Genomic DNA, 21136 nt, shown 5'->3' with positions numbered 1-21136 from the left:
GGTCAGTGATTGCGAGCACTTCTCGCGACCGCGAATTACAACCAAGGACTGAACACACCTCATGGAATTGCTATTCCCCCTACTGCTGGTCTTCTTGGTCGGCATGATGTTCCTGTCTGTCCGCCGCCAGAAGAAGGCAGTGGCAGAAGCCAAGACCATGCAGGAATCCCTGCAGGTCGGCGTCCGCGTCCAGACCACGTCCGGTGTCTACGGCACCGTGACCGGACTGGCCGAGGGAGCTGTTGATCTCGAGATCGCCGACGGCTTCGTCTCTCGGTGGAACCGCCTCGCCATTCGCGAGGTCGTCCACTCCGATGACCTCGCCGACAGCTACCCGGGTGTCGGATTGGTCGGCAGCAACGATGCCGAGATCGAATACAACGGCATCCACGATGACGACGAAGACCTGGGCAGCTCCGACAACGGCGACAAGAATGTCAGCCTGGAGAAGCCGCACGAAGACCAAGACAAAGCGTAAGTACGCGAAGCCCATACCGGGGCGCCTCCAAGGAGGTGCCGCGACACAACTGTGGTCGCGGCACGTACCGTGGCGGGCGCCCCTGCGGTGTGCATGGGGTATCTAGAACAACCGAGGAGACGTAGGCAGCGTGGCATCGTCGTCGAACCGTGAGGCACCGCCTATACGGTCTTTGATCGTCTTTTTCTTATTGATGATCGTGGTGTACGGGTTGGTGTTCTTCACCGGCAACCAAGATCCGACACCCAAGCTGGGTATCGACCTACAGGGCGGTACCCGGGTCACACTGACCGCTCGTACCCCTGATGGCGCCGCGCCGAGCAAAGATCAGCTCGACAAGGCAAAGCAGATCATCGAGCAGCGCGTCAACGGGCTCGGTGTCTCCGGGTCCGAGGTGGTCATCACCGGTGACAACCTGGTCATCACGGTGCCCGGCGACGACGGTCAGCAGGCGCGCACCCTCGGGCAGACCGCCCTGCTGTACGTCCGGCCCGTCGCCACCGTTCAGGCGGCGACACCTCAGCCGGCGGCAACCACCCCCGAGGACCAGACGCCGGAAGAGGCGATCGCCGAGGCGAAGCGGTTGCGGCAGGCTCCGGCCGATGCCGACACCACCGCCTTGACCGAGTACATGTCGAAGATGAACTGTGATCCTTCGGTGCCGGATCCGTTGCAGGGCAACGACGATCCCGATCAGTACCTGGTGACCTGTTCAGAGGACGGTTCGCAGGTCTATCTGCTGGAACCGCAGATCCTCAAGGGCAGCGACATCGACAAGGCCGAGGCAGGCACCACCCAGGGGGCCGGTGCCTGGATCGTGCGCCTGGACTACAAAGGTGGCGCCAGCGATCGATGGGCGAGCTACACCGCCCAGAACATCGGCAAGGCGACGGCGTTCACGCTCGACTCCAAGGTCGTGAGCGCTCCCCAGATCAACGGTGCCATCAGTGGCACCACCGAGGTCAGTGGTGACTTCACCCAGACCGAGGCAAAAGACCTCGCCAACGTCCTCAAATACGGATCGTTGCCGTTGTCGTTCGAGGCCTCTGATGCGGAGACGGTGTCGGCAACACTGGGCTGGTCCTCGCTCAAGGCAGGTCTGATCGCGGGTCTGGTCGGACTCCTCGCCGTCTTCATCTACGCATTGCTGTACTACCGCATGCTCGGAATCCTGACCGTTGTCTCGCTCGTGATGTCGGGGATCATGGTCTACGGGATCATGGTCCTGCTCGGCCGATACATCGGCTTCTCGCTCGACCTCGCAGGTATTGCCGGTCTGGTCATCGGTATCGGTATGACCGCCGACTCGTTTGTCGTCTACTTCGAGCGAATAAAGGACGAGATGCGCGAGGGCCGAAGTTTCCGGTCCGCCGTGCCTCGCGGCTGGGCGCGCGCGAAGCGGACCATCTGGTCCGGTAACGCGGTCTCCCTGATCTCGGCCGCGGTGCTGTACTTCCTGGCGATCGGTGACGTCCGAGGATTCGCGTTCACGCTCGGCCTCACGACCATCCTCGATGTCGCGGTGGTGTTCATGGTGACGTACCCGCTGGTGGTCTACGCATCACGTTCGAAGTTCCTGTCCAAGCCCTCTGTCAACGGACTGGGCGCCGTCACCGATGTGGCGCGCGAGCGCCGCAACGCTGCCGCGGCGGATCGTCCGACATCGACCTCAGGAGGAGTGCGCAATGGCTGAGGTCGATCGCCTGGCACCCACGAGTGACGCGAACTTTGTCGCGGCCACCAATCGTTCGGCGTTTTCACGGCTCTACACCGGTACCGGCGCTTTCCAGATCGTCGGTAGGCGCAAGATGTGGTATCTCATCACGCTGGCGCTGGTGGTCATCTCACTGGCCAGTATCGGTATCCGGGGTTTCACGCTCGGTATCGACTTCGAGGGTGGCACCCAGATCTCGCTCCCGATGTCGAGTGAGATCAGCACCGGAGACGTCGAGGACGTCTACACCCAGGCCATGGGCAGTGCCCCGGAGTCGGTGCAGACCGCCGGTTCGGGTTCGAGCAAGACGGTGCAAATCCGCACCGAGACCTTGAACGCGCAAGAAGTGGTCAAGGTCAACACGGCGCTGGCAGACGCTTTCGGACTGGCGCCGAACGACGTGAGCTCGTCCGAGGTCAGCTCCACCTGGGGTGGTGAGATCACCGAGAAGGCGATCATCGCCCTGATCGTGTTCCTGGTCATCGTGACGGTGTACATCGCCATCCGGTTCGACCGGGAGATGGCATTGGCGGCGATGGCCGCCCTGATCTTCGACATCATCACCACCGCCGGGATCTATTCACTGGTCGGATTCGAGGTGACCCCGGCGACCGTGATCGGCTTCCTCGCGATTCTGGGTTTCTCGCTGTACGACACGGTGGTGGTCTTCGACAAGGTCGAGGAGAACGTCCGAGGGGTGACGCACACGGCGCGCCGCACGTACGCCGAGCAGGCCAACCTCGCGGTGAACCAGACATTTATGCGGTCCATCAACACCACGGTCATCTCGGTGTTGCCGGTGCTGGCGCTGATGATCATCGCGGTCTGGCTCCTCGGGGTCGGAACCCTGAAGGATCTGGCCCTGGTCCAGATGGTCGGTGTGATCACCGGGACGTACTCGTCGCTCTTCTTCGCCACACCGCTGCTGGTCACGCTGAAGGAGCGCCGCAAAGACATCGGGGCACACACCCGCAAGGTGCTCGCGCGCCGTGCCGAGCGTGAAGAACGCGTGAGCGTCTCCGGCGATGCCGGGTCCGCCGCCACTGAATCCTCGACCACAGGGTCCAAGACGACGCTGACCAAGACCGCGCAGACAACCAAGCGTGCGGCCCGTCCGGGAAGTACTCCGGAACCCGGGGCGCGTCCGTCGGGTAAGCGCAGGCGCAAGCACTAACCTCACGGTTGATGAGAATCCGCGGGCTCCTGGCGATGGCAATCGCCGGGATGTGTGTAATGGGGTCGGTCAGCGCCTGCTCCGATGCGCCCGCGGAGACCGTCAACTACGTCATCGACGGCGCGGTGACCACCTATAACCCGAGTTCGCTGGTTGGGTCCACCGAGGGCTCTTTGATGGCGCTGTCGCGGGTCCTTCCTGGTTTCAGCTACCTGGGGCCTGACGGTGGCGCCCTCGCGGACACCGACATCGGCACCTCCGTTGTCACCGACAGCAATCGCGGGGGGCTGGTCGTCCGGTACCAGATCAACCCCAAGGCCGTGTACAGCGACGGGGTGCCGCTCACGTGTGACGCGTTGATGTTGGCCTGGGCGGCGCACAGCGGTACGGTCGGCGGTTTCGACGTGGCCAGCACTGCCGGGTACCGCGACATCGAGGGCATCGATTGCCGACCCGGGGCGCGGACCGCGATGGTCACGTTCAAACACGGTCGCGCATACAAGGATTGGAAGGCGCTCTTCGGCGCAGGCACGCTGCTGCCGCCGCAGGTGATCACCCAGCAGATGGGCATATCGTCCGTCGTCGACGTCATCACCGGTTCCGACCCACAGGCCAGGGCCGAGCTCGCGCGGGTGTGGAACACGGCGTGGGAGTTGGTGCCCGGCGAGCGCTCGACCGATAGGTATCCGGCGCTGGGACCTCTACGTGTCGAGGAGTACACGCGCGAGGACGGGTTGGTCCTGGTGGCGAACACCCGATGGTGGGGTGATCCGCCTGCGGCACCACGGCTGACCGTCTGGCCACGGCAGACGGAGATGACCGAGAAGATCGCCACCGGGGATGCCGGTTCCATCGACGTTCTCGACATCGCGGCGGGGACATACGGAGTCGATCCCACGCCGCGCGAACACCGCGAAGCCGAACCGATCCCGCAGGGCGTGCGGGCGCCCGTCTCGTCGCTGGGTGTCGAACGTCTTGTTTTCTCCGGTGAAGGCGTCTTCGCCGATGCCGCCGTCCGCCGCGCATTTGCCGCCTGCATCCCACGAGACAGCATGGCCCGCGAGTTCGGCCGCGGAACATCGGTGGTGAACAACCACTTACTCGGTCCGGACGATCTGTTGTCCGACTCGGTGAACGCACAGTTCGGCGGCCAATACCTACAGGCAGATCCCGAACGGGCCCGCGCACAATTGGCTGCCGCGCGCGCCGGGATGCCGCCGCTGGTCGTCCGGATCGGTTATGTCGCACCCGACAGCCGGCGGGCACAGATGGTCGCCGCCATCGCCGCGAGCTGTGGTCGTGCCGATGTGTCCGTCATCGATACGGCGGGTCCGGACATCGGTCCGGGAAGCCTCGGGCGCGACGTCGATGTGCTGATCACCGCATCTGGCAACGGATTCGCGGCCACCGGGGCCGCCGACCCGACCCGCGACAGCTACGCGTTCGTGCGCGGCGAACCGATCAACGTCGGGGGTTACGACAACAGTCGGGTCTCCGCCCTGATCGATCAGCTCGCGGTGACCGTTCCACCTGCCGGGCGGCTTCCGCTGCTGCGGGAGATCGAGACATTGCTCTGGCGCGACATGCCGGTTCTGCCTCTGTTTGCGGAGGCGCGTACTCGGCTCGCGGGGGACAAGGTGAACAATGTGGTGATGGGTATGGCCAGACCGGGTTCCGGCTGGAACATCGACCGTTGGCTGTTGACCGACAGCTGAGCGAACAAGATTGAGGAAATACCAGATGGACAGCAAGACCCCGATCGGCCACGACGCTCTCGCGGCGATCGAGCGACTGACCCGCAGGGTGGCCGACTTCCCGTCTCCGGGAATCCAGTTCAAGGATCTGTCTCCGGTCCTGGCTGATCGGGATGGATTGCGTGCGGTGATCGCCGGGCTGGCCGCAGGCGCCGCCGACGGCGTCGACCTGGTGGCGGGAATCGATGCCCGCGGATTTTTGTTGGGATCAGGTGTTGCACTTCACCTCGGTACCGGCGTGCTGGCGATGCGCAAGGCAGGCAAACTGCCGCCGCCCGTGCTCACCGAGAGCTATTCACTCGAATACGGCTCGGCGAGCCTGGAGATCCCGGCCGATGGGCTGGATCTGACCGGGCGCCGCGTACTCGTGATCGACGACGTATTGGCCACCGGTGGAACGGTCATCGCAGCGGTGAAACTGCTGCAGCAGGCCGGTGCGATCCCGGTGTCGATCGCAGTGGTGATGGAACTCGAAGGACTCGGCGGCCGTGAGGCCGTCAACCTGGCCTGCACCGGGGTCGCGCTCTCGGCGCTGGCACCGGGCTGAGGCGACTGGGTTCGCGCCGAGGCGACTAGGCTGGATTCGACAAACGGAGGTGACAGATGGCTGACGAGGCTCCCAGGGCTACATCGGTGACCACCGGTGAGCAAGAGTCCGAAACGAAGAGCGGCGGTGCCGCGGTATCGACGTCTGCCTCACGGCGGGTGCGCGCCCGCCTGGCCCGACGGATGACCGCGACAAAGAGTTCCATCAGGCCCGTTCTGGAGCCCCTGGTCGCCCTCCATCGCGATGTATACCCCAAAGCCGACGTTCATGTGCTGCAGCGGGCCTACGACACCGCAGAGGCGCGTCACAGCGGTCAGTTCCGTAAATCCGGTGATCCGTACATCACCCACCCGCTCGCGGTGGCGACGATTCTCGCCGACCTCGGGATGGACACCACCACCTTGGTCGCGGCGTTGCTGCACGACACCGTCGAGGACACCGGCTATTCCCTCGAGGAGCTCTCCGACGACTTCGGCCAAGAGGTCGCGCATCTCGTCGATGGTGTGACCAAACTCGACAAGGTCGCACTGGGCAATGCCGCGGAGGCCGAGACCATCCGCAAGATGATCATCGCGATGGCCCGTGATCCGCGGGTACTGGTGATCAAGGTGGCCGACCGGCTGCACAACATGCGGACGATGCGCTTCCTGCCGCCCGAGAAGCAGGCCCGGAAAGCGCGCGAGACCCTCGAAGTCATCGCCCCGCTGGCACATCGCCTGGGTATGGCAACGGTCAAGTGGGAGCTCGAGGACCTGGCCTTTGCGATCCTGCACCCCAAGCGATACGAGGAGATCGTCCGGCTCGTCGCCGACCGGGCGCCGTCCCGCGACACGTATCTGGCGCGCGTGCGAGCCGACATCATCAAGTCGCTCGAGGGTTCGCGTATCACGGCAACGGTCGAGGGCAGGCCCAAGCACTACTGGTCGATCTATCAGAAGATGATCGTCAAGGGGCGCGAGTTCGACGACATCCACGACCTGGTCGGCATGCGCATCCTCTGTGACGACCTCCGTGACTGTTATGCCGCTGTGGGCGTTGTGCATTCGCTCTGGCAGCCGATGGCGGGCCGTTTCAAGGACTACATCGCCCAGCCCCGGTACGGCGTCTACCAGTCGCTGCACACCACGGTGATCGGTCCCGAGGGCAAGCCGCTGGAAGTCCAGATCCGGACCCGTGACATGCACCGGACCGCAGAGTTCGGCATCGCGGCGCACTGGCGGTACAAGGAGACCAAAGGCAAGCACGGCTCCGACTCCGCCGAGATCGACGACATGGCCTGGATGCGCCAGCTGCTCGATTGGCAAAGGGAGGCGGCCGATCCCGGCGAGTTCCTCGAATCGCTGCGGTACGACCTGGCGGTCAAGGAGATCTTCGTCTTCACCCCCAAGGGTGACGTGATCACCCTTCCGATGGGCTCGACGCCGGTCGACTTCGCGTATGCGGTGCACACCGAGGTCGGCCACCGCTGCATCGGCGCACGGGTCAACGGACGGCTTGTCGCGCTCGAACGCAAGCTCGAAAACGGTGAAGTGGTAGAGGTTTTCACCTCCAAGGCCGCAACGGCCGGTCCGTCGCGGGACTGGCAGACTTTTGTGGTCAGCCCACGGGCCACCGCCAAGATCCGGCAGTGGTTTGCCAAGGAGCGGCGCGAAGAGGCACTCGAGTCCGGCAAGGACGCGATCGTCAAAGAGGTTCGGCGCGGCGGGCTTCCGATCCAGCGCCTCCTCAACAGTGACTCGATGAGTGCGATCGCAAGCGAATTGCGCTTTGCCGATGTCTCGGCGCTGTACGCGGCCGTCGGTGAGGGCCATGTGTCGGCACGACATGTGGTCAGCCGCCTGGTTGCCCAGCTCGGTGGACTCGAAGACGCGCAAGAGGCACTGGCCGAGCGGTCGACGCCCTCGACCATGCCGTCGCCGGTCCGTCAGACCGGTGACGCCGGTGTGGTGGTTCCCGGCGCCGATGGTGTTCTGGCCAAGTTGGCCAAATGCTGCACCCCGGTCCCGGGTGACGAGATCATGGGCTTCGTCACCCGCGGTGGCGGTGTCAGCGTGCACCGCACCGATTGCACCAACGCGGGGTCGCTGCGCGAACAGGCCGAACGGATCATCGACGTCAAATGGGCGCCGTCACCGTCGTCGGTGTTCCTGGTCGCGATCCAGGTCGAGGCGCTCGACCGGTCACGGCTGCTGTCGGACGTGACGCGGGTCCTCGCGGACGAACGGGTGAACATCCTGTCCGCCTCGGTGACCACCAGCCGCGATCGGGTGGCCATCAGCAAGTTCACGTTCGAGATGGGTGACCCCAAACATCTTGGGCACGTACTCAATGTCGTACGGAACGTCGAAGGCGTCTACGACGTCTATCGGGTGACCTCAGCCGCCTAGATCCTGGAGTCGCCCAGGCTTCTGCCGTACAGAATCAGCCGAACAAAAACCCGGCCGCCCCCAAACGGGGCGGCCGGGTTTTTTGTGGCTCAGTTGGTGACGGCGGCTCAGTTCGTGATCGTTGCGGTGAGGATCTCCACCGGCAGCACCGGCTTACCGTCGGTGGCAGGACCTTCCGGAGTGGGTTCGACACCGGCCGCGATGACCTTGTCGAGTACTTCGAGTCCGGCCGGGTCGACGGTGCCGATGACCGAATAGCTCGGCGCGAGTTCGCTGTCCTCGATCACCATGAAGAACTGGCTGGCGCCGGTGTTCTCCTGACCACTGTTGGCGACCGCGATGGTGCCGCGCGGATAAATGACCGCCTGCGTGCCGGTCTGGGCGTTCATCTCGCCGACAGGGGTGAGGTCTGTGGGCGGTTCGTCCGGGCTCTGCCAACCGGGGCCGCCGGCTCCGGTGGCCGTCGGATCGCCGCACTGCAGCACCTTGATGCCTTCGGTGGTCAGTCGGTGGCAACTGGTGTCGTTGTAGTAGCCGGCCTCGATCATCGTCTCGAAGGCTCCGACGTTGCAGGGCGCGTCTTCACGATCGAGCGTCATGGGCAGTTCACCCTGGTTGGTGGTGAACAACGCGTCGACGACGCCGCTCTTGAGTTGCTTGTCACCGGGAATCGGGGTGGTCCGCTTGTTGGCCATCCCCGCGGTGAGCTCGTCCTTGTACTTCAGGTATTCCGCCTGCTGCTCGGCCGGGACTTCCTCGATCGGCGGTAGCGACGCCAACGGGTCGGCATCATTCGGGGTGAACGCGCAGGCCGTCCACCGTGCCTTCTCGTTGTCGTCGGACACCTTTTTGACGATGAGGGTCGTCGACACTGCGGCGACGATCACAACCAGGGCAACCGAGCTGCCGATGATGATCATCTTCCGTTTACGGGCGGCCTGCTGCTGCCGCTCCAACCGCTTCTCCAGCTTGCGTTTAGCCGCTTGCCGGCGTTGCTCGTTGTTGCTGCTCGACACTGCAGAGAACCTCCGTCAAAGTCGTACGTCTGACCGCGCCCCGGGTGCGGGACACCGATGCGAGTCTGCCAGCACTTGCTGAGAGCACGTTATATGGGCACTGCCCCGGCGCGCCGGGCGAGATGTGACCGGGAGACGCAGCGTAGCGGAGCTCGACCAGAATTCGGAGACGCAGCGTAGCGGAGCTCGACCAGAATTCGGAGACGCAGCGTAGCGGAGCTCGACCAGAATTCGGAGACGCAGCGTAGCGGAGCTCGACCAGAATGGATGGCCGTGGCACACAGGATTCAGTGGTGCTGGGATGATGGTGGAACACGTCCTTACGACCCAGGAGAACAGACCATGCTGATCACGGGTTTCCCCGCCGGTATGTTCGCCACCAATTGCTACGTGGTGGCGAGCGGACCCGACAGCGATGCGATCATCATCGACCCAGGTCAGGACGCGGCCCCCGGTGTCCGGGAGATACTTTCCGAGCATCGGCTGAACCCGGTGGCGGTCCTGCTGACCCACGGTCACCTCGATCACACCTGGAATGCCGCAGAGCTCTGCGACGAGTTCACGATCCCGGCCTACATCCATCCCGCCGACCGGCCGATGCTGGCCGATCCGGGTGTCGGGATAGGGCGCGCGATGTCGCAGATCATCGGCGACACGGTGTTCCGTGAGCCGGAGAAAGTCATCGAACTGACCGACCGCGAACCGATCGACGTCGGTGGACTCACCTTCAGCGTTGACCTCGCGCCCGGCCACACCCAGGGTTCGGTGCTGTTTGGTATCGACGTCGTGGTGCCCGAAGGCACTGTGCCGGTGTGCTTTTCCGGTGATGTGCTGTTCGCCGGTTCGATCGGGCGGACCGACCTGCCCGGCGGCAATCATCAGCAGCTCCTCGATTCGATCGCCGACCGCCTGCTGCCACTGGACGACAACACCGTGGTCCTGCCGGGCCACGGCGAGCAGACCAACATCGGCCGCGAACGCGCCACCAATCCATTTCTCGCCGACCTGACCGCCTCGGGCTCGGCCGATCAACCCAAGAAGGGACGTCACGGGCTGTGAATGCCGGATTTCAGGCTCCACGAGGTGTACCGGACTATGTGCCACCGCAGTCGGCGCAGTTCGTGGCGGTACGCGACACCCTGACGCGTGCAGCGCGACTTGCCGGGTATTCACACATCGAACTCCCGATCTTCGAGGACACCGCGCTGTTCGCTCGTGGTGTCGGAGAGTCGACCGACGTCGTCTCCAAGGAGATGTACACGTTTGCCGACCGCGGCGACCGCTCGGTGACACTGCGCCCCGAGGGCACAGCCGGTGTGATGCGTGCGGTGATCCAGCACGGCCTCGATCGCGGGCAACTGCCGGTCAAACTGTCGTATGCCGGACCGTTCTTCCGGTATGAGAAGCCGCAGACCGGTCGTTACCGCCAGTTGCAGCAGGTGGGTGTCGAGGCGATCGGTATCGATGATCCGGCACTCGACGCCGAGGTCATCGCCATCGCCGATGAGGGTTTCCGCCGTCTGGGCCTGACCGGTTTTCGCCTCGAGATCACCTCGCTCGGCGACGACACCTGTCGGCCGCAGTACCGGGAAGTGCTGCAGCAGTTCCTCTTCGGCCTCGACCTGGACGAAGAGACCCGTCGTCGCGCGGAGATCAACCCGCTGCGCGTACTCGACGACAAGCGTCCGCACATTCGTGAGGCCACGGCGTCGGCACCGCTGATGATCGACTACCTGTCGGACTCGGCGCGTGAGCACTACGACGCGGTGATCGGTCACCTCGACCGACTGGGAGTTCCGTACGAGAAGAACCCGCGACTGGTGCGTGGCCTCGACTACTACACCAAGACCACCTTCGAGTTCGTGCACGACGGACTCGGTGCGCAGTCCGGCATCGGTGGCGGTGGCCGTTACGACGGTCTGATGAAGCAGCTCGGTGGCAAGCAGGAGCTCTCGGGTATCGGTTACGGACTGGGTGTCGACCGCACCGTGCTCGCGCTGGAGGCCGAGGGTATTGCCGCTGTCAGTGATGCGCGCTGCGAGGTGTTCGGCGTCCCGATGGGTGAAGCCGCCAAAGACGAGCTGGTCGCGATCACCGGGCGACTGCGGGCCGCGGGCATCCGCGCCGACATCGCCTACGGTGGCCGTGGTCTCAAGGGTGCGATGAAGGCGGCCGACCGCTCGGGCGCACGTTTTGCGCTGGTGCTCGGCGACAACGAACTCGCCGACGGCCAGATCGAACTCAAAGACCTGTCCAACGGTGAGCAACAGCGTGTCGCGCTCGATGCCGTGGTGGCGCACATCAATTCGGCACTGGCTGCGGGGTAGGGGCCGTGGGGGCGCGGCGTCGGTGGACAGCAGTGGTGGTCGGGGTACTGATGGCGACCACTGTCGCCGCCTGCACCTTCACCGTCGACGGTGACCCGGCACCTGCTCCGCATACGGGCCGGACGTGGGGGAGTTCGGCTCATACGCCGGAGTTCCCCACAGCCGAGAACCCGCCCGGCTAGCCGGCGATTCGACAGCCGAGCCACTTATACGAAGACGAGCCACAAATATGTGGCTCGTCTTCGTATATCCGGATCATTTGCAGGGGGAGGGGTCAGCTCAGTTCTGCCTGCAGCACATCGAGACTGACACCGCCCAGCGCCAGCGCCTTGCGATGGAAGTCCTTGAGGGATGCCGCCGGGTTGGTTCGGATGTAGTTGTCGCGGGCCTGTTGCCAGACCCGTTGTCCCAGCGCGTATGACGGGGCCTGGCCGGGCCAGCCGAGGTAACGGTTGAGCTCGAACCGCAGCACTGTCTTGTCCATCGCAACCGCGGAGCTCAGGAACTGCCAGGCCTTGTCAGCATCCCAGGTGCCACCGCCCACCGAGGCGGGTGCGGTCAGGCCGCAGTGCACGCCGATGTCGACGACCACACGGGCCGCGCGTAGTCGCTGCGAGTCGAGCATGCCCATCCGATCGCCCGGATCATCGAGCCAGCCCAGTTCGCCCATCAGCCGCTCGGCGTACAGCGCCCACCCCTCGCCATGGCCGGAGGTGAACGACGCCAGCTTGCGCCAGCGGTTCAGCTCCGGGCTCACCATGGCCGATCCCAGTTGCAGGTGGTGGCCGGGGACACCTTCGTGGAAGACGGTGGTCGTTTCCTGCCACGTGTGGAAGACCTGCTGTTCCGGCGGCACCGACCACCACATGCGTCCCGGACGGCTCAGGTCTTCGCTGGGCATCGTGTAGTAGATGATCCCGGTCGCCGACGGGGCCAGCCGGCATTCCAGTGCGGTCAGTTGGGGCGGGATGTCGAAGTGCAGGCGGCCGACCTCGTCGGTCGCACGGTCGGACAGATCCTGCATCCAGGCGACAAACGCATCGCGATCGGTCATCTGGTAGCGGGGATCGTCGTTCAGTGCCGCCAGCGCACCGGTCACTCCGGCGCCGGGCGCGATCTGCTGGGCCAACGTCTCCTGTTCGGCCACAATCGATTCGAGCAAATCCAGGCCCCAGGCGTAGGCGTCGTCGACGTCGATGTCCGCGCCGACGAACTCGGCCGAGTGGAGCCGGTAGCGGTCGCGGCCGACGGCATCGGTGTCGATGGTCCGGGGCAGGACCTCGTCGCGCAGGACCGCTGCGAGCTCGGTCATCGCAGCTCCCACCTGGCCGCGCAGATCGTCGAGCAGATCGACCTGGTCGGTGGTTTCGATGGCGGTGGCGTTGCTGAAGATCGACCCGGTTGCGGCGTCGGCCTGCGTGGCGCACAGACTCACCTGCCTGCTCACCAACGGGGGACCGGTCTGCACGCGATGGCGCATCCCGGCGATGATCGATTCGACGCAGGACGGTATCTGCGACAACCTCGCGAGGAACAGGTCCTGCTCGGCTGCGGTCGTCGTCGACATCAGATCGAAGACGTCGCGGACACCCTGCAGCGGGGATTCGATGACATTGACCTCGCCGATCCGCAGGCCCGCATCGTCGACCGCGAGTGCACGGCGTAACTGGTCGGACATCGTGGCAACCGTGACGCGGTCGACGTCGTCGGTAATGTTCGCGGCCGCGAGCGAATTCAGCGCGGCGCGGCGTTCGGAGACCCGATCGGCCTCACCTTCCGGAGAGAAGTCGGGTAGTTGATCGTCGAAGCCGGCCACCCCGAGGTGGGTCGCCTCGATGGGGTTGAGCGCACAGGAGCGTTCGAGGTGGTTGTCGGCGACCCGATCGATCGCGCTGGAGCGGGTCACAGGCTTGCCGCATCGAAAGTGTTGCAGGAGTTCGGGTCACCCGCACTGTAGCCCACGTTGAACCAGCGGACCCGCTGGTCTGATGAGCCGTGGGTCCAGCCTTCCGGGTTGGAGGCGTCACCTTGGATCGCGTCGTCGCCGATCGCCTTGGCGGTCTTGATGACGTCGTTGATCTGTTGCTGCGTCAGCGGTTCGAGCATCGCATCGGAGCCCTTGTCGGCGTGATACGCCCACACGCCGGCCAGGCAGTCGGCCTGAAGTTCGATCCGTACCGAACCCGAATTCGGTCCGGCCGCACCCATCCGCTGACCTTCCTGCAGGGCACCGGTCAGGTATTCGACGTGGTGGCCGTACTCGTGGGCGACGACGTATTCCTGGGCCAGTGGCCCGTCTCCGCCACCGAGCTGATCGCTCAGGACATCGAAGAACGACGGATCGAAGTACGCGGTCTGGTCGCCGGGGCAATAGAACGGGCCGACATCCGAGGTCGCCGGTCCGCAGGCGGTGTCGACGCTGCCCTCGAAGATCACCGTCTGCGGTGGTTCATAACCGGGCATGAGCTCCGACCACACCGCATCGAGGCTGTTGGTGGTGGCCACGATCCGGCATACCGTGTCGGTGTTCGCCTTTTCGATGGTGCAGCTCTTGATCTCCTCGTTGATGGCGGACTGGTCCTGCGACGAGTACGTCGAGGTCGATCCGTCACTGCCCAGGCCCAGAATGCCCGGATCGAATCCGAACAGCGCGGCCGCGATCACGATGATCAGGCCCGCTCCGCCGCCGATGGCGAACTTGCCGCGGCCTCCGCCGCCGCCCGAAACGTTGCCGGTATCCAAGGGGCCATTGCCTCGAAATGTCATGCGGTCAGCATTGCATGAGCAGTGCCGTCCTCGGCCGATCGAGACAGCCGTAGGATGTTGCACGATACAAAATCGTCAGCTTCGAGAGGACTATTGTGCTGCGCACCCAATTTGCCGGATCACTGCGAGCCGCGAACGCCGGGCAGACCGTGACGTTGACCGGCTGGGTGGCGCGCCGACGCGACCACGGCGGCGTGATCTTCATCGACCTGCGGGACAGCTCCGGCCTCGCGCAGGTTGTGTTCCGGGACGAGGCTGTGGCCACGCCCGCTCACCGGCTGCGCGCCGAGTACTGCGTCCAGGTGACCGGCGTCGTCGAACAGCGGCCTGCCGGTAGCGAGAACCCCAACCTGAAATCCGGCGAGATCGAGATCAACGCCACCGAGCTGGTTGTTCTCAACGAGTCGGCACCGTTGCCGTTCCAGCTGGACGAGAACCCAGGCGAAGAGGCGCGGCTGAAGTACCGCTACCTCGACCTCCGTCGCGAAGGTCCCGGTTCGGCACTGCGGTTGCGGTCGAAGGTCAACCAGGCCGCCCGTAATGTGCTGCTGGAGCAGGACTTCGTCGAGATCGAGACCCCGACGCTGACCCGTTCGACCCCGGAGGGTGCGCGCGACTTCCTGGTCCCCGCACGCTTGCAGCCGGGTACTTTCTACGCACTGCCGCAGAGCCCGCAGCTGTTCAAGCAGCTGCTGATGGTGGCCGGTATGGAGCGTTACTTCCAGATCGCCCGCTGCTACCGCGACGAGGACTTCCGCGCCGACCGCCAGCCCGAGTTCACCCAGCTCGACATCGAGATGAGCTTCGTCGAGCAGGACGACATCATCGCCCTCGGCGAGCAGATCCTGGTCGCGCTGTGGAAGCTGATCGGCTACGACGTGCAGACCCCGATCCCGCGGATCACCTACGCCGATGCGATGCGCCGGTTCGGCAGTGACAAGCCCGATCTGCGCTTCGACATCGAGCTCGTCGAGTGCACCGACTATTTCAAGGACACCCCGTTCCGGGTGTTCCAGGCGCCGTACGTGGGTGCGGTCGTCATGCCCGGGGGTGCAAGCCAGCCCCGGCGTCAGCTCGATGCGTGGCAGGAATGGGCGAAGCAGCGCGGCGCCAAGGGACTGGCCTACGTGCTGGTGCAGGAAGACGGCACGCTCGGTGGGCCGGTTGCCAAGAACCTGTCGGAGGCCGAGCGTGACGGCCTCGTCGCCCATGTCGGTGCCAACCCCGGCGACTGTGTCTTCTTCGCGGCGGGTCCGGCCAAGGCTCAGCGTGCGTTGCTCGGTTCGGCCCGCGGCGAGATCGCCCAGAAGCTCGGACTGATCAAGGACGGCGACTGGGCCTTCACCTGGGTTGTCGACGCGCCGCTGTTCGAGCCTGCCGATGAAGCCACCGCGAGCGGTGACGTGGCCGTGGGTTCGGGTGCGTGGACCGCTGTGCACCACGCCTTCACCTCACCCAAGCCGGAATCGCTGGATGTGCTCGAGTCCGATCCGGGCGCCGCGTTGGCGTACGCCTACGACATCGTCTGCAACGGCAATGAAATCGGCGGCGGTTCGATCCGTATCCACAAGCGTGAGATCCAGGAACTCGTCTTCAAGATCATGGGTATCTCGCACGACGAAGCGCAGGAGAAGTTCGGCTTCCTGCTCGACGCGTTTGCTTACGGCGCGCCGCCGCACGGCGGAATCGCCTTCGGCTGGGATCGCATCACGGCACTGCTGGCCGGGCAGCCGTCGATCCGCGACGTGATCGCGTTCCCGAAGTCGGGCGGCGGCATCGACCCGCTGACCGACGCGCCTGCGCCGATCACCCCGCAGCAGCGCAAGGAGTCAGGCATCGACGCCAAGCCCGCGGCTCCGAAGCAGCAACAGGCTCCGGGTGCGGCTGCCGACAAGCAAGTGGCTGCCGAGAAGCAATAGCTCCCGCAAGAAACCTGGACTGACAGATCGCCGGCGGCCTCGAGCCGCCGGCGATCTGTCTTTTGTGCGGTTCACACTGTGTAGTTGTCAATGGTCGTACTGCGCAGAGGTTCTCTGTCAGCTGAGGGTCTTGCGGTTTCCGGGCTCGCCTTCTCTACGCGGCGGCGAGGTCCGAAGTCAGGGTGCGGCGGGCTTGGGACCGCATCGGCGTCTTGCCGGCATCATCCGGCGATACAAACCAGGGATGACCATCGCGACCAATGAACACTTCCCAGCCCCGGTGGTGGATGTAGCGGTGATGTCGTCGGCAGAGCAGCACCATGTTGGTCAGACTGGTCACGCCACCGTTGCGCCAGAAGTCGATGTGGTGGGCGTCGGTGTATCCGGCCGGGCACTGGCAGCCAGGGAACGCGCAGCCGCGGTCCCGGGCGATCAGGGCTTTGCGGATTGCCGGGGTGACAGTGCGCTGGTCCCGGCCGACATCCAAGGGCACCGAGTTACTGTCGACCAAGATTTTGGTGATCACTGAATCACACGCCACCATCTGCGCCGTCGATGCTGATGCCGGGCCGGTCCACTCGAATGCCGGTGCCAACGTCGGCGGCTTGACGCCGGCGAGCCCGCGCATCTGCAGCGGCTGTAGATACTCCGGTGAAACTGTCATCACCACATGCGGTTTGGCGCCGCCACTGGTGGGTCGGTCTTCCTGACCGAGGTAGGAATCCAGCAGTCGCTCCAGGGCGTCGGCGCGGATCTGGGGTTTGCTGCGCGAATCGGGTGATCCATCAGGCTTGGGTACCGGCCTGGATAGTGGCGCCAACGCCGCGGTGAGTTTCTCGCCGACGAGGTTGTCCAGATCAAACACCCCGTGGGTGCGGCCGTCATCGCCGGTCCCGAATGAGACCTCATTCAACTCATGGTTTTCCGCGTCCGGGATTTCTTTGTCCGGCGGCGACAACACCACAGCCATATGTCGTGCCCGCACCGACACCGCCCCCGGTGTGGCCACCAACGCTTCGGTCATCAACCCGCGGACACAATCATCGCGATCACCACCGGAGAGATCCGGGTTGCGCCGATCAATGTGGTTGAGACCCTTGACGATCGCATCGACATGCTCACCGGACAACGTTCCGTCCACCCCGTAGGCCGCCACCGACGGAATGTCGCCGAGCGCCTTACCCACCCGCACATATCGATGGGCCACCGCCGGAGCCATCCCCGCCTCTTGCAGCAGTCTCGCGGTGGATCGTTCGCCGGACTTCTGCGCGACCCCACGCTTGTCGAGTTCACCGACAAGCCGGAAAAGTATCTGTTCCACAACATGATTGAGTCGAAGTACCGCCACCGTGCGCGATGAAACTTCAGCATCATCACCGGTGACCAAAGCCGCATCCCCTGCCAGATCTGAAAGTCTGGCGAACATCCCCCCGAAGTTCATGATTCGAGACTACGCCCGTCGAGCTGTTCGCACAAGTGTTCTAGCGAAGTATTTCTGTTGTGCTGCAAGACTATTGGGTCCACGGAACAGTGGCAACCACTCAGCCTACTGAAGAGGTCTGACAATCGCGGGAGCCCGGCGAATCGTCAGCGCCAGGCAGGACTCATGAAACCAGCCGGCGCGGCGGGTGTGGGCCGTAGCGTCCACGGGTATGGGGGATCAAAGAAGGACGAGAACAAGGCTACGGAACGGAATCGCGTGAGCATTGCCCCGCGATCACGACGGGGCTCGCGTTGGTCCCGGCGTTGGCTTCGACTGCGCCACCGCCAGTTCGGCACGCAGAGACCGGGCAATGCTGTCCGTGCGCACGGGCCTGCGTGTGCGGGACAGGTGCATGCCCGGCGACGTCGGTTCAACGTGTCTACGACGAACCCGATGCCACGGGGGTCTCTGTCGGCGCCGGTGACAATCGGGGAGTCCTCGACTTTTCCGGCGGTGGGGTGTTGCTCGGTCTGTCGGGCACCGGCCAGGCCTGCGCGGCGAAGCTGGCGATCCACTGCGCAACGCGGCCACATGTGCTGCCGGATCGGTCGGCGGCCTGGTGAGCGATCTGCTGCTGCCGTCGCGTCGTACGCCACGATCGGTGAGAACGTCCGGACCGGACCGGGTGGAGTTCTGTCAGCGCCGATCGACCGCGCATCGCGGAGCCGCCGGTGGCTATCAACGTCTATTGACGGACTCCTCGGACGAACTCTGGTGGCACTTTCGCGTCAGTAAGCCGGAGTCTCCTCGCGCAGGCCCCATGGCTGGTTGTAACCGCCCGCAGAATCGTCGGCCTTCATCAGATCGAGGAAAGGGACCGCGTCCAAGGCGTCGGGTCCCAGAACCCCGGCACCCGACCATGTTCCAGTTGCCAGCAACTCCAGGGCGATCACCGGGTTCAGCGCGGTCTGCCAGACCACGCACTGGCAGCCGTATTCCGCCATCGTCCACTCGTTGTCGGACACGTGGTAGAGGTACACCTGCCTGGGTTTGCCGTCTTTGGTTCCGGTGACCCACATTCCGGCGCAGGTCTTTCCGGTCATCTGTGGCCCGAGGGTTGCCGGGTCGGGGAGTGCCGCGGCCACGACGTCGCGAGGGGCGACCTCCACCGGACCGTTCGCCGAACGAACCCGAATCGGCTGTACGGCATCGAGTTTCAACAGGTGCAGGGTTTGCAGGATGCCGATGAACGCGGCTCCCAGGCCGTATTTGAACGTGACCCGCTTGGCGTCGAGCCATCGTGGCATCAGCAACACTTCTTCGTGCTCGACGTGAACACACTCCACCGGGCCGATGCCGTCGGGGAAGTCGAAGATCTCGGGCTCGCTGAACGGGGGTGTCGTGAACCAGCCTTCGGGGTGATCCTTTTCGTAGATCACCGGCGGGTTCAGACACTCTTCGATGGTGGTCCAGATCGAGAAGCTGGGTGCGAAGATCTCGTTGCCGTCGGCGTCGCGGACCACGAGGTTGGCGCCGTCGCGGGTACCGAGTTCATCGACGGTGTCGAAGAGGTGGTCGCAGGCGTATTTGGCGAAGACGTCGGACAGGCCGGGTTCCACCCCCATCCCGACGAGGGCCAGGAGTCCGGCCGCTTCCCACTCGTCTGCTTTCCCGAACTGGTAGTCGCCCAACTTGATGCCGGTCTTCGCGTAGGGCTCGTCGGGATGCGGGGCGCTCAAGCTCATCGCCATGTCGAGGTAATGTGCCGAAGCTGCAAAGGCGCCGTCGAAGATGGTCGGCACGAACTTGGGTTCGACCGCATTCATCACATGTGTGACCCGATGCGCCCGAGCAAGTTCGGCCACCGCCGCGGCATCACCGGCGTCGATCTGTGCGGCGGTGAATCGGGCCGCAACATTGCTGCCGTGTCTGTCCGCGATCCAGGCCACCGTTCGCTCGGCTCGACTCACGTCGTAGTCGGAGACGACGATCAACTCATAGAAGTCGCGCCGAGCGGCAATCCTGGCGATCGCGTCGCCCACTCCGCCCGCGCCGACCAACAGAATCCGCATGTCTCTCGCCTCTCCGACCCGTTGCAGCAGGGTGTGCCGCGGGCCTGCACGTCAGCCTAAGTTGTCCGCGCACAATTGATCTCGCATTCGTAGATCAGATGACTGTCGGTCGGCCATCGGTGCTTCTCACAGTGGGCACGGCGAGTCGGTGATCCGATGGTTCGCCAGACGTAACCGTGGCGTGACCGACGGGCTTGCGATGTGGCTCACAATGAAATCTCGCTGCTCGCCGTCGAGTAGATGCCCCACCAGAACCCTGATCACCACTTCGCGTCCTGGAGGACCCATGTCTGAGATGGCCCTGAGCCCTGAATCCGCAACCATCATCCGCGCCACGCTGCCCGCGGTCGGCGGTGCGATCGAAGAGATCACGACCCTGTTCTACTCGACACTGTTCACCGATCACCCCCGAACTCGAGCGAGACCTGTTCAATCGTGGCAATCAGGCCCAGGGGGATCAGCAACGAGCGCTGGCCGGTGCAATCGCCTCCTTCGCCACCTTGCTGGTGGCAGAGAATGCGCCCAGTCCGGAGGCGGTGCTCTCGAGGATCGCCAACAAGCATGCGTCCCTGGGGATCACCGAAGAGCTCTATCAGGTGGTGCACGACTATCTGTTCGCCGCGATCGTCGAGGTGCTCGGGGAAGCCGTCACACCGGAGGTGGCAAAGGCGTGGGACGAGGTCTACTGGCTGATGGCACACGGCCTGATAGCGATCGAACGGCAGTTGTACGACCAAGCGGGCGTGGAACCCGGCCAGGTCTGGCAGACGGCAACGGTGGTGCGGCGCACGCAGGAATCGCCGGATTGCATTGCTATCACGCTGAGGTCCGACGGCGGGTCGACGCTGCCCGGGTTTGCCCCCGGCCAGTACACCTCGGTGGCGGTGAACCTCCCGGACGGCGCGCGGCAGATCCGCCAATACAGCCTCACGACCCCGAAATCGGGAGGGCAGTGGCGCATCACTGTGAAAAAGGACGGTCAGGTGTCGAACCACCTGCATGCCAACCTTTTCGAGGGCGATTCATTGGTGGTATCGCTGCCGTTCGGCAATCTGACATTGCATCCGGAGGCAACCCCGGTGCTGCTGGTCTCGGCGGGTATCGGCTGTACGCCGATGATCGGGATGTTGCGACACATGGTCGATACCGGTGACCCGAGGCAGGTTTGGGTGGTACATGCCGACCGGTCGTTGTCGGTGCATGCACATCGGACCGAGTTGGAGGAGTTGGTCGCCGAACTGCCTGCCGCCATCATGCACAACTGGTACGAAGACCTCGGCGTCCGCCCTGAGAGCCAGACCAGTCGGGCCGGGTACACCGACCTGTCGGCGATCGCGCTCCCGGACGGCGTCAAGGCCTACCTCTGCGGCCCACTGCCGTTCATGCAGAGCATGCGTGGGCAGTTGCTCGAGGCGGGTGTGCCGTCTGCCGACATCGCATACGAGGTATTCGGGCCTGATCTCTGGCTGCAGGTGGCGTAGATCTTGTGCCCGGCGGTGGGGCGCAGATTGTGATGAACTTGCAGTTCTGACGTTTTGGCACGCATGGAGGTAACGCCA

General features: G+C 64.6%; 17 protein-coding genes and 1 pseudogene. 12 read left to right on the top strand and 6 right to left on the bottom strand.

Annotated elements, in window-relative coordinates; all coding sequences use genetic code 11:
• Positions 1-61 precede the first annotated feature (61 nt).
• From yajC to AC56PL_RS17395, 6 genes are all read left to right on the top strand, one after another.
• Positions 62-478: a preprotein translocase subunit YajC gene (yajC, locus tag AC56PL_RS17420; protein ID WP_495516591.1), complete on the top strand. Its 417-nt coding sequence runs from the start codon at positions 62-64 to the stop codon at positions 476-478.
• Between the two features lie 130 nt (positions 479-608).
• A complete protein-coding gene (gene secD / locus AC56PL_RS17415; protein WP_495516590.1) occupies positions 609-2171 on the top strand; it encodes a protein translocase subunit SecD in 1563 nt (520 codons plus the stop codon).
• Entirely contained in the window at positions 2164-3366 is a 1203-nt protein-coding gene (gene secF, locus AC56PL_RS17410; RefSeq protein ID WP_495516589.1) for a protein translocase subunit SecF, read from the top strand. The genes secD and secF overlap by 8 nt, the downstream gene beginning before the upstream one ends.
• An 11-nt stretch (positions 3367-3377) precedes the next feature.
• The gene (locus AC56PL_RS17405; RefSeq protein WP_497154607.1) at positions 3378-5081 is read left to right on the top strand and encodes an ABC transporter substrate-binding protein; all 1704 of its coding nucleotides are present in this window, start codon (positions 3378-3380) and stop codon (positions 5079-5081) included.
• Between the two features lie 25 nt (positions 5082-5106).
• Entirely contained in the window at positions 5107-5667 is a 561-nt protein-coding gene (locus AC56PL_RS17400) for an adenine phosphoribosyltransferase (protein ID WP_495516587.1), read from the top strand.
• Positions 5668-5723: 56 nt separating this feature from the next.
• Positions 5724-8054, top strand: a complete 2331-nt coding sequence (locus AC56PL_RS17395) for a RelA/SpoT family protein (RefSeq protein WP_495516586.1) — start codon at positions 5724-5726, stop codon at positions 8052-8054.
• A gap of 107 nt (positions 8055-8161) precedes the next feature.
• Here the strand turns inward: AC56PL_RS17395 and AC56PL_RS17390 are convergent, their stop codons facing one another.
• Positions 8162-9070 carry a peptidylprolyl isomerase gene (locus AC56PL_RS17390; protein WP_495516585.1) on the bottom strand — a complete coding sequence of 303 codons (909 nt, stop codon included), beginning with the start codon at positions 9068-9070 and terminating at the stop codon, positions 8162-8164.
• Positions 9071-9412: 342 nt separating this feature from the next.
• Here AC56PL_RS17390 and AC56PL_RS17385 point away from each other — a divergent pair, with 342 nt between their 5' ends.
• From AC56PL_RS17385 to AC56PL_RS17375, 3 genes are read left to right on the top strand one after another with little or no spacing between them, the layout of a single operon-like run.
• A complete protein-coding gene (locus AC56PL_RS17385) occupies positions 9413-10129 on the top strand; it encodes an MBL fold metallo-hydrolase (RefSeq protein WP_495516584.1) in 717 nt (238 codons plus the stop codon).
• On the top strand, positions 10126-11397 hold the full coding sequence (gene hisS, locus AC56PL_RS17380) for a histidine--tRNA ligase (RefSeq protein ID WP_495516583.1): 1272 nt from the start codon (positions 10126-10128) through the stop codon (positions 11395-11397). The genes AC56PL_RS17385 and hisS overlap by 4 nt, the downstream gene beginning before the upstream one ends.
• 5 nt (positions 11398-11402) lie before the next feature.
• Complete coding sequence (locus tag AC56PL_RS17375; protein WP_497154606.1) at positions 11403-11579, top strand: hypothetical protein; 177 nt, start codon at positions 11403-11405, stop codon at positions 11577-11579.
• A 92-nt stretch (positions 11580-11671) separates the two neighbouring features.
• On the opposite strand, the gene AC56PL_RS17370 is transcribed toward AC56PL_RS17375, so the two are convergent.
• Both AC56PL_RS17370 and ypfJ read right to left on the bottom strand, forming a co-directional pair.
• The gene (locus tag AC56PL_RS17370) at positions 11672-13303 is read right to left on the bottom strand and encodes a DUF885 domain-containing protein (protein ID WP_497154605.1); all 1632 of its coding nucleotides are present in this window, start codon (positions 13301-13303) and stop codon (positions 11672-11674) included.
• Positions 13300-14163 carry a KPN_02809 family neutral zinc metallopeptidase gene (gene ypfJ, locus AC56PL_RS17365; protein WP_495516580.1) on the bottom strand — a complete coding sequence of 288 codons (864 nt, stop codon included), beginning with the start codon at positions 14161-14163 and terminating at the stop codon, positions 13300-13302. Before ypfJ ends, AC56PL_RS17370 begins: the two co-directional genes overlap by 4 nt.
• 95 nt (positions 14164-14258) lie before the next feature.
• On the opposite strand from ypfJ, the gene aspS reads away from it, so the two are divergent.
• A complete protein-coding gene (aspS, locus tag AC56PL_RS17360) occupies positions 14259-16082 on the top strand; it encodes an aspartate--tRNA ligase (protein ID WP_497154604.1) in 1824 nt (607 codons plus the stop codon).
• 154 nt (positions 16083-16236) lie between these two features.
• Here aspS and AC56PL_RS17355 read toward each other — a convergent pair whose 3' ends face one another.
• Positions 16237-17523: an HNH endonuclease signature motif containing protein gene (locus tag AC56PL_RS17355; RefSeq protein ID WP_497154603.1), complete on the bottom strand. Its 1287-nt coding sequence runs from the start codon at positions 17521-17523 to the stop codon at positions 16237-16239.
• A gap of 377 nt (positions 17524-17900) precedes the next feature.
• Between AC56PL_RS17355 and AC56PL_RS17350 the strand changes: the two genes are divergently transcribed.
• The gene (locus AC56PL_RS17350; protein ID WP_497154602.1) at positions 17901-18128 is read left to right on the top strand and encodes a hypothetical protein; all 228 of its coding nucleotides are present in this window, start codon (positions 17901-17903) and stop codon (positions 18126-18128) included.
• 165 nt (positions 18129-18293) lie between these two features.
• Here AC56PL_RS17350 and AC56PL_RS17345 read toward each other — a convergent pair whose 3' ends face one another.
• Together AC56PL_RS17345 and AC56PL_RS17340 are read right to left on the bottom strand one after the other, a co-directional pair.
• A complete protein-coding gene (locus AC56PL_RS17345) occupies positions 18294-19577 on the bottom strand; it encodes a saccharopine dehydrogenase family protein (RefSeq protein WP_497154601.1) in 1284 nt (427 codons plus the stop codon).
• A 126-nt stretch (positions 19578-19703) separates the two neighbouring features.
• Positions 19704-19949, bottom strand: coding sequence for a hypothetical protein (locus AC56PL_RS17340; RefSeq protein WP_497154853.1), 246 nt, complete (start codon positions 19947-19949; stop codon positions 19704-19706).
• On the opposite strand from AC56PL_RS17340, the pseudogene AC56PL_RS17335 reads away from it, so the two are divergent.
• Positions 19873-21058 (top strand): annotated as a pseudogene (locus tag AC56PL_RS17335) (globin domain-containing protein). The gene AC56PL_RS17340 and the pseudogene AC56PL_RS17335 sit on opposite strands and share 77 nt — an antisense overlap.
• Positions 21059-21136 lie beyond the last annotated feature (78 nt).

The sequence above is a fragment of the Williamsia sp. Y721 genome (genome assembly GCF_059683565.1).
Note: the sequence above shows the minus strand (reverse complement) of the source record. Positions and strands in the feature narration are given on the sequence as shown.

Excerpts from the sequence above, each read along its gene's own strand:
- yajC (WP_495516591.1), top strand. The coding sequence starts at position 62 with ATGGAATTGCTATTCCCCCTACTGCTGGTCTTCTTGGTCGGCATGATG.
- AC56PL_RS17385 (WP_495516584.1), top strand. The coding sequence starts at position 9,413 with ATGCTGATCACGGGTTTCCCCGCCGGTATGTTCGCCACCAATTGCTAC.
- AC56PL_RS17345 (WP_497154601.1), bottom strand. The coding sequence starts at position 19,577 with ATGCGGATTCTGTTGGTCGGCGCGGGCGGAGTGGGCGACGCGATCGCC.
- AC56PL_RS17395 (WP_495516586.1), top strand. The coding sequence starts at position 5,724 with ATGGCTGACGAGGCTCCCAGGGCTACATCGGTGACCACCGGTGAGCAA.
- ypfJ (WP_495516580.1), bottom strand. The coding sequence starts at position 14,163 with ATGACATTTCGAGGCAATGGCCCCTTGGATACCGGCAACGTTTCGGGC.
- AC56PL_RS17355 (WP_497154603.1), bottom strand. The coding sequence starts at position 17,523 with ATGAACTTCGGGGGGATGTTCGCCAGACTTTCAGATCTGGCAGGGGAT.
- AC56PL_RS17400 (WP_495516587.1), top strand. The coding sequence starts at position 5,107 with ATGGACAGCAAGACCCCGATCGGCCACGACGCTCTCGCGGCGATCGAG.
- secF (WP_495516589.1), top strand. The coding sequence starts at position 2,164 with ATGGCTGAGGTCGATCGCCTGGCACCCACGAGTGACGCGAACTTTGTC.
- AC56PL_RS17405 (WP_497154607.1), top strand. The coding sequence starts at position 3,378 with ATGAGAATCCGCGGGCTCCTGGCGATGGCAATCGCCGGGATGTGTGTA.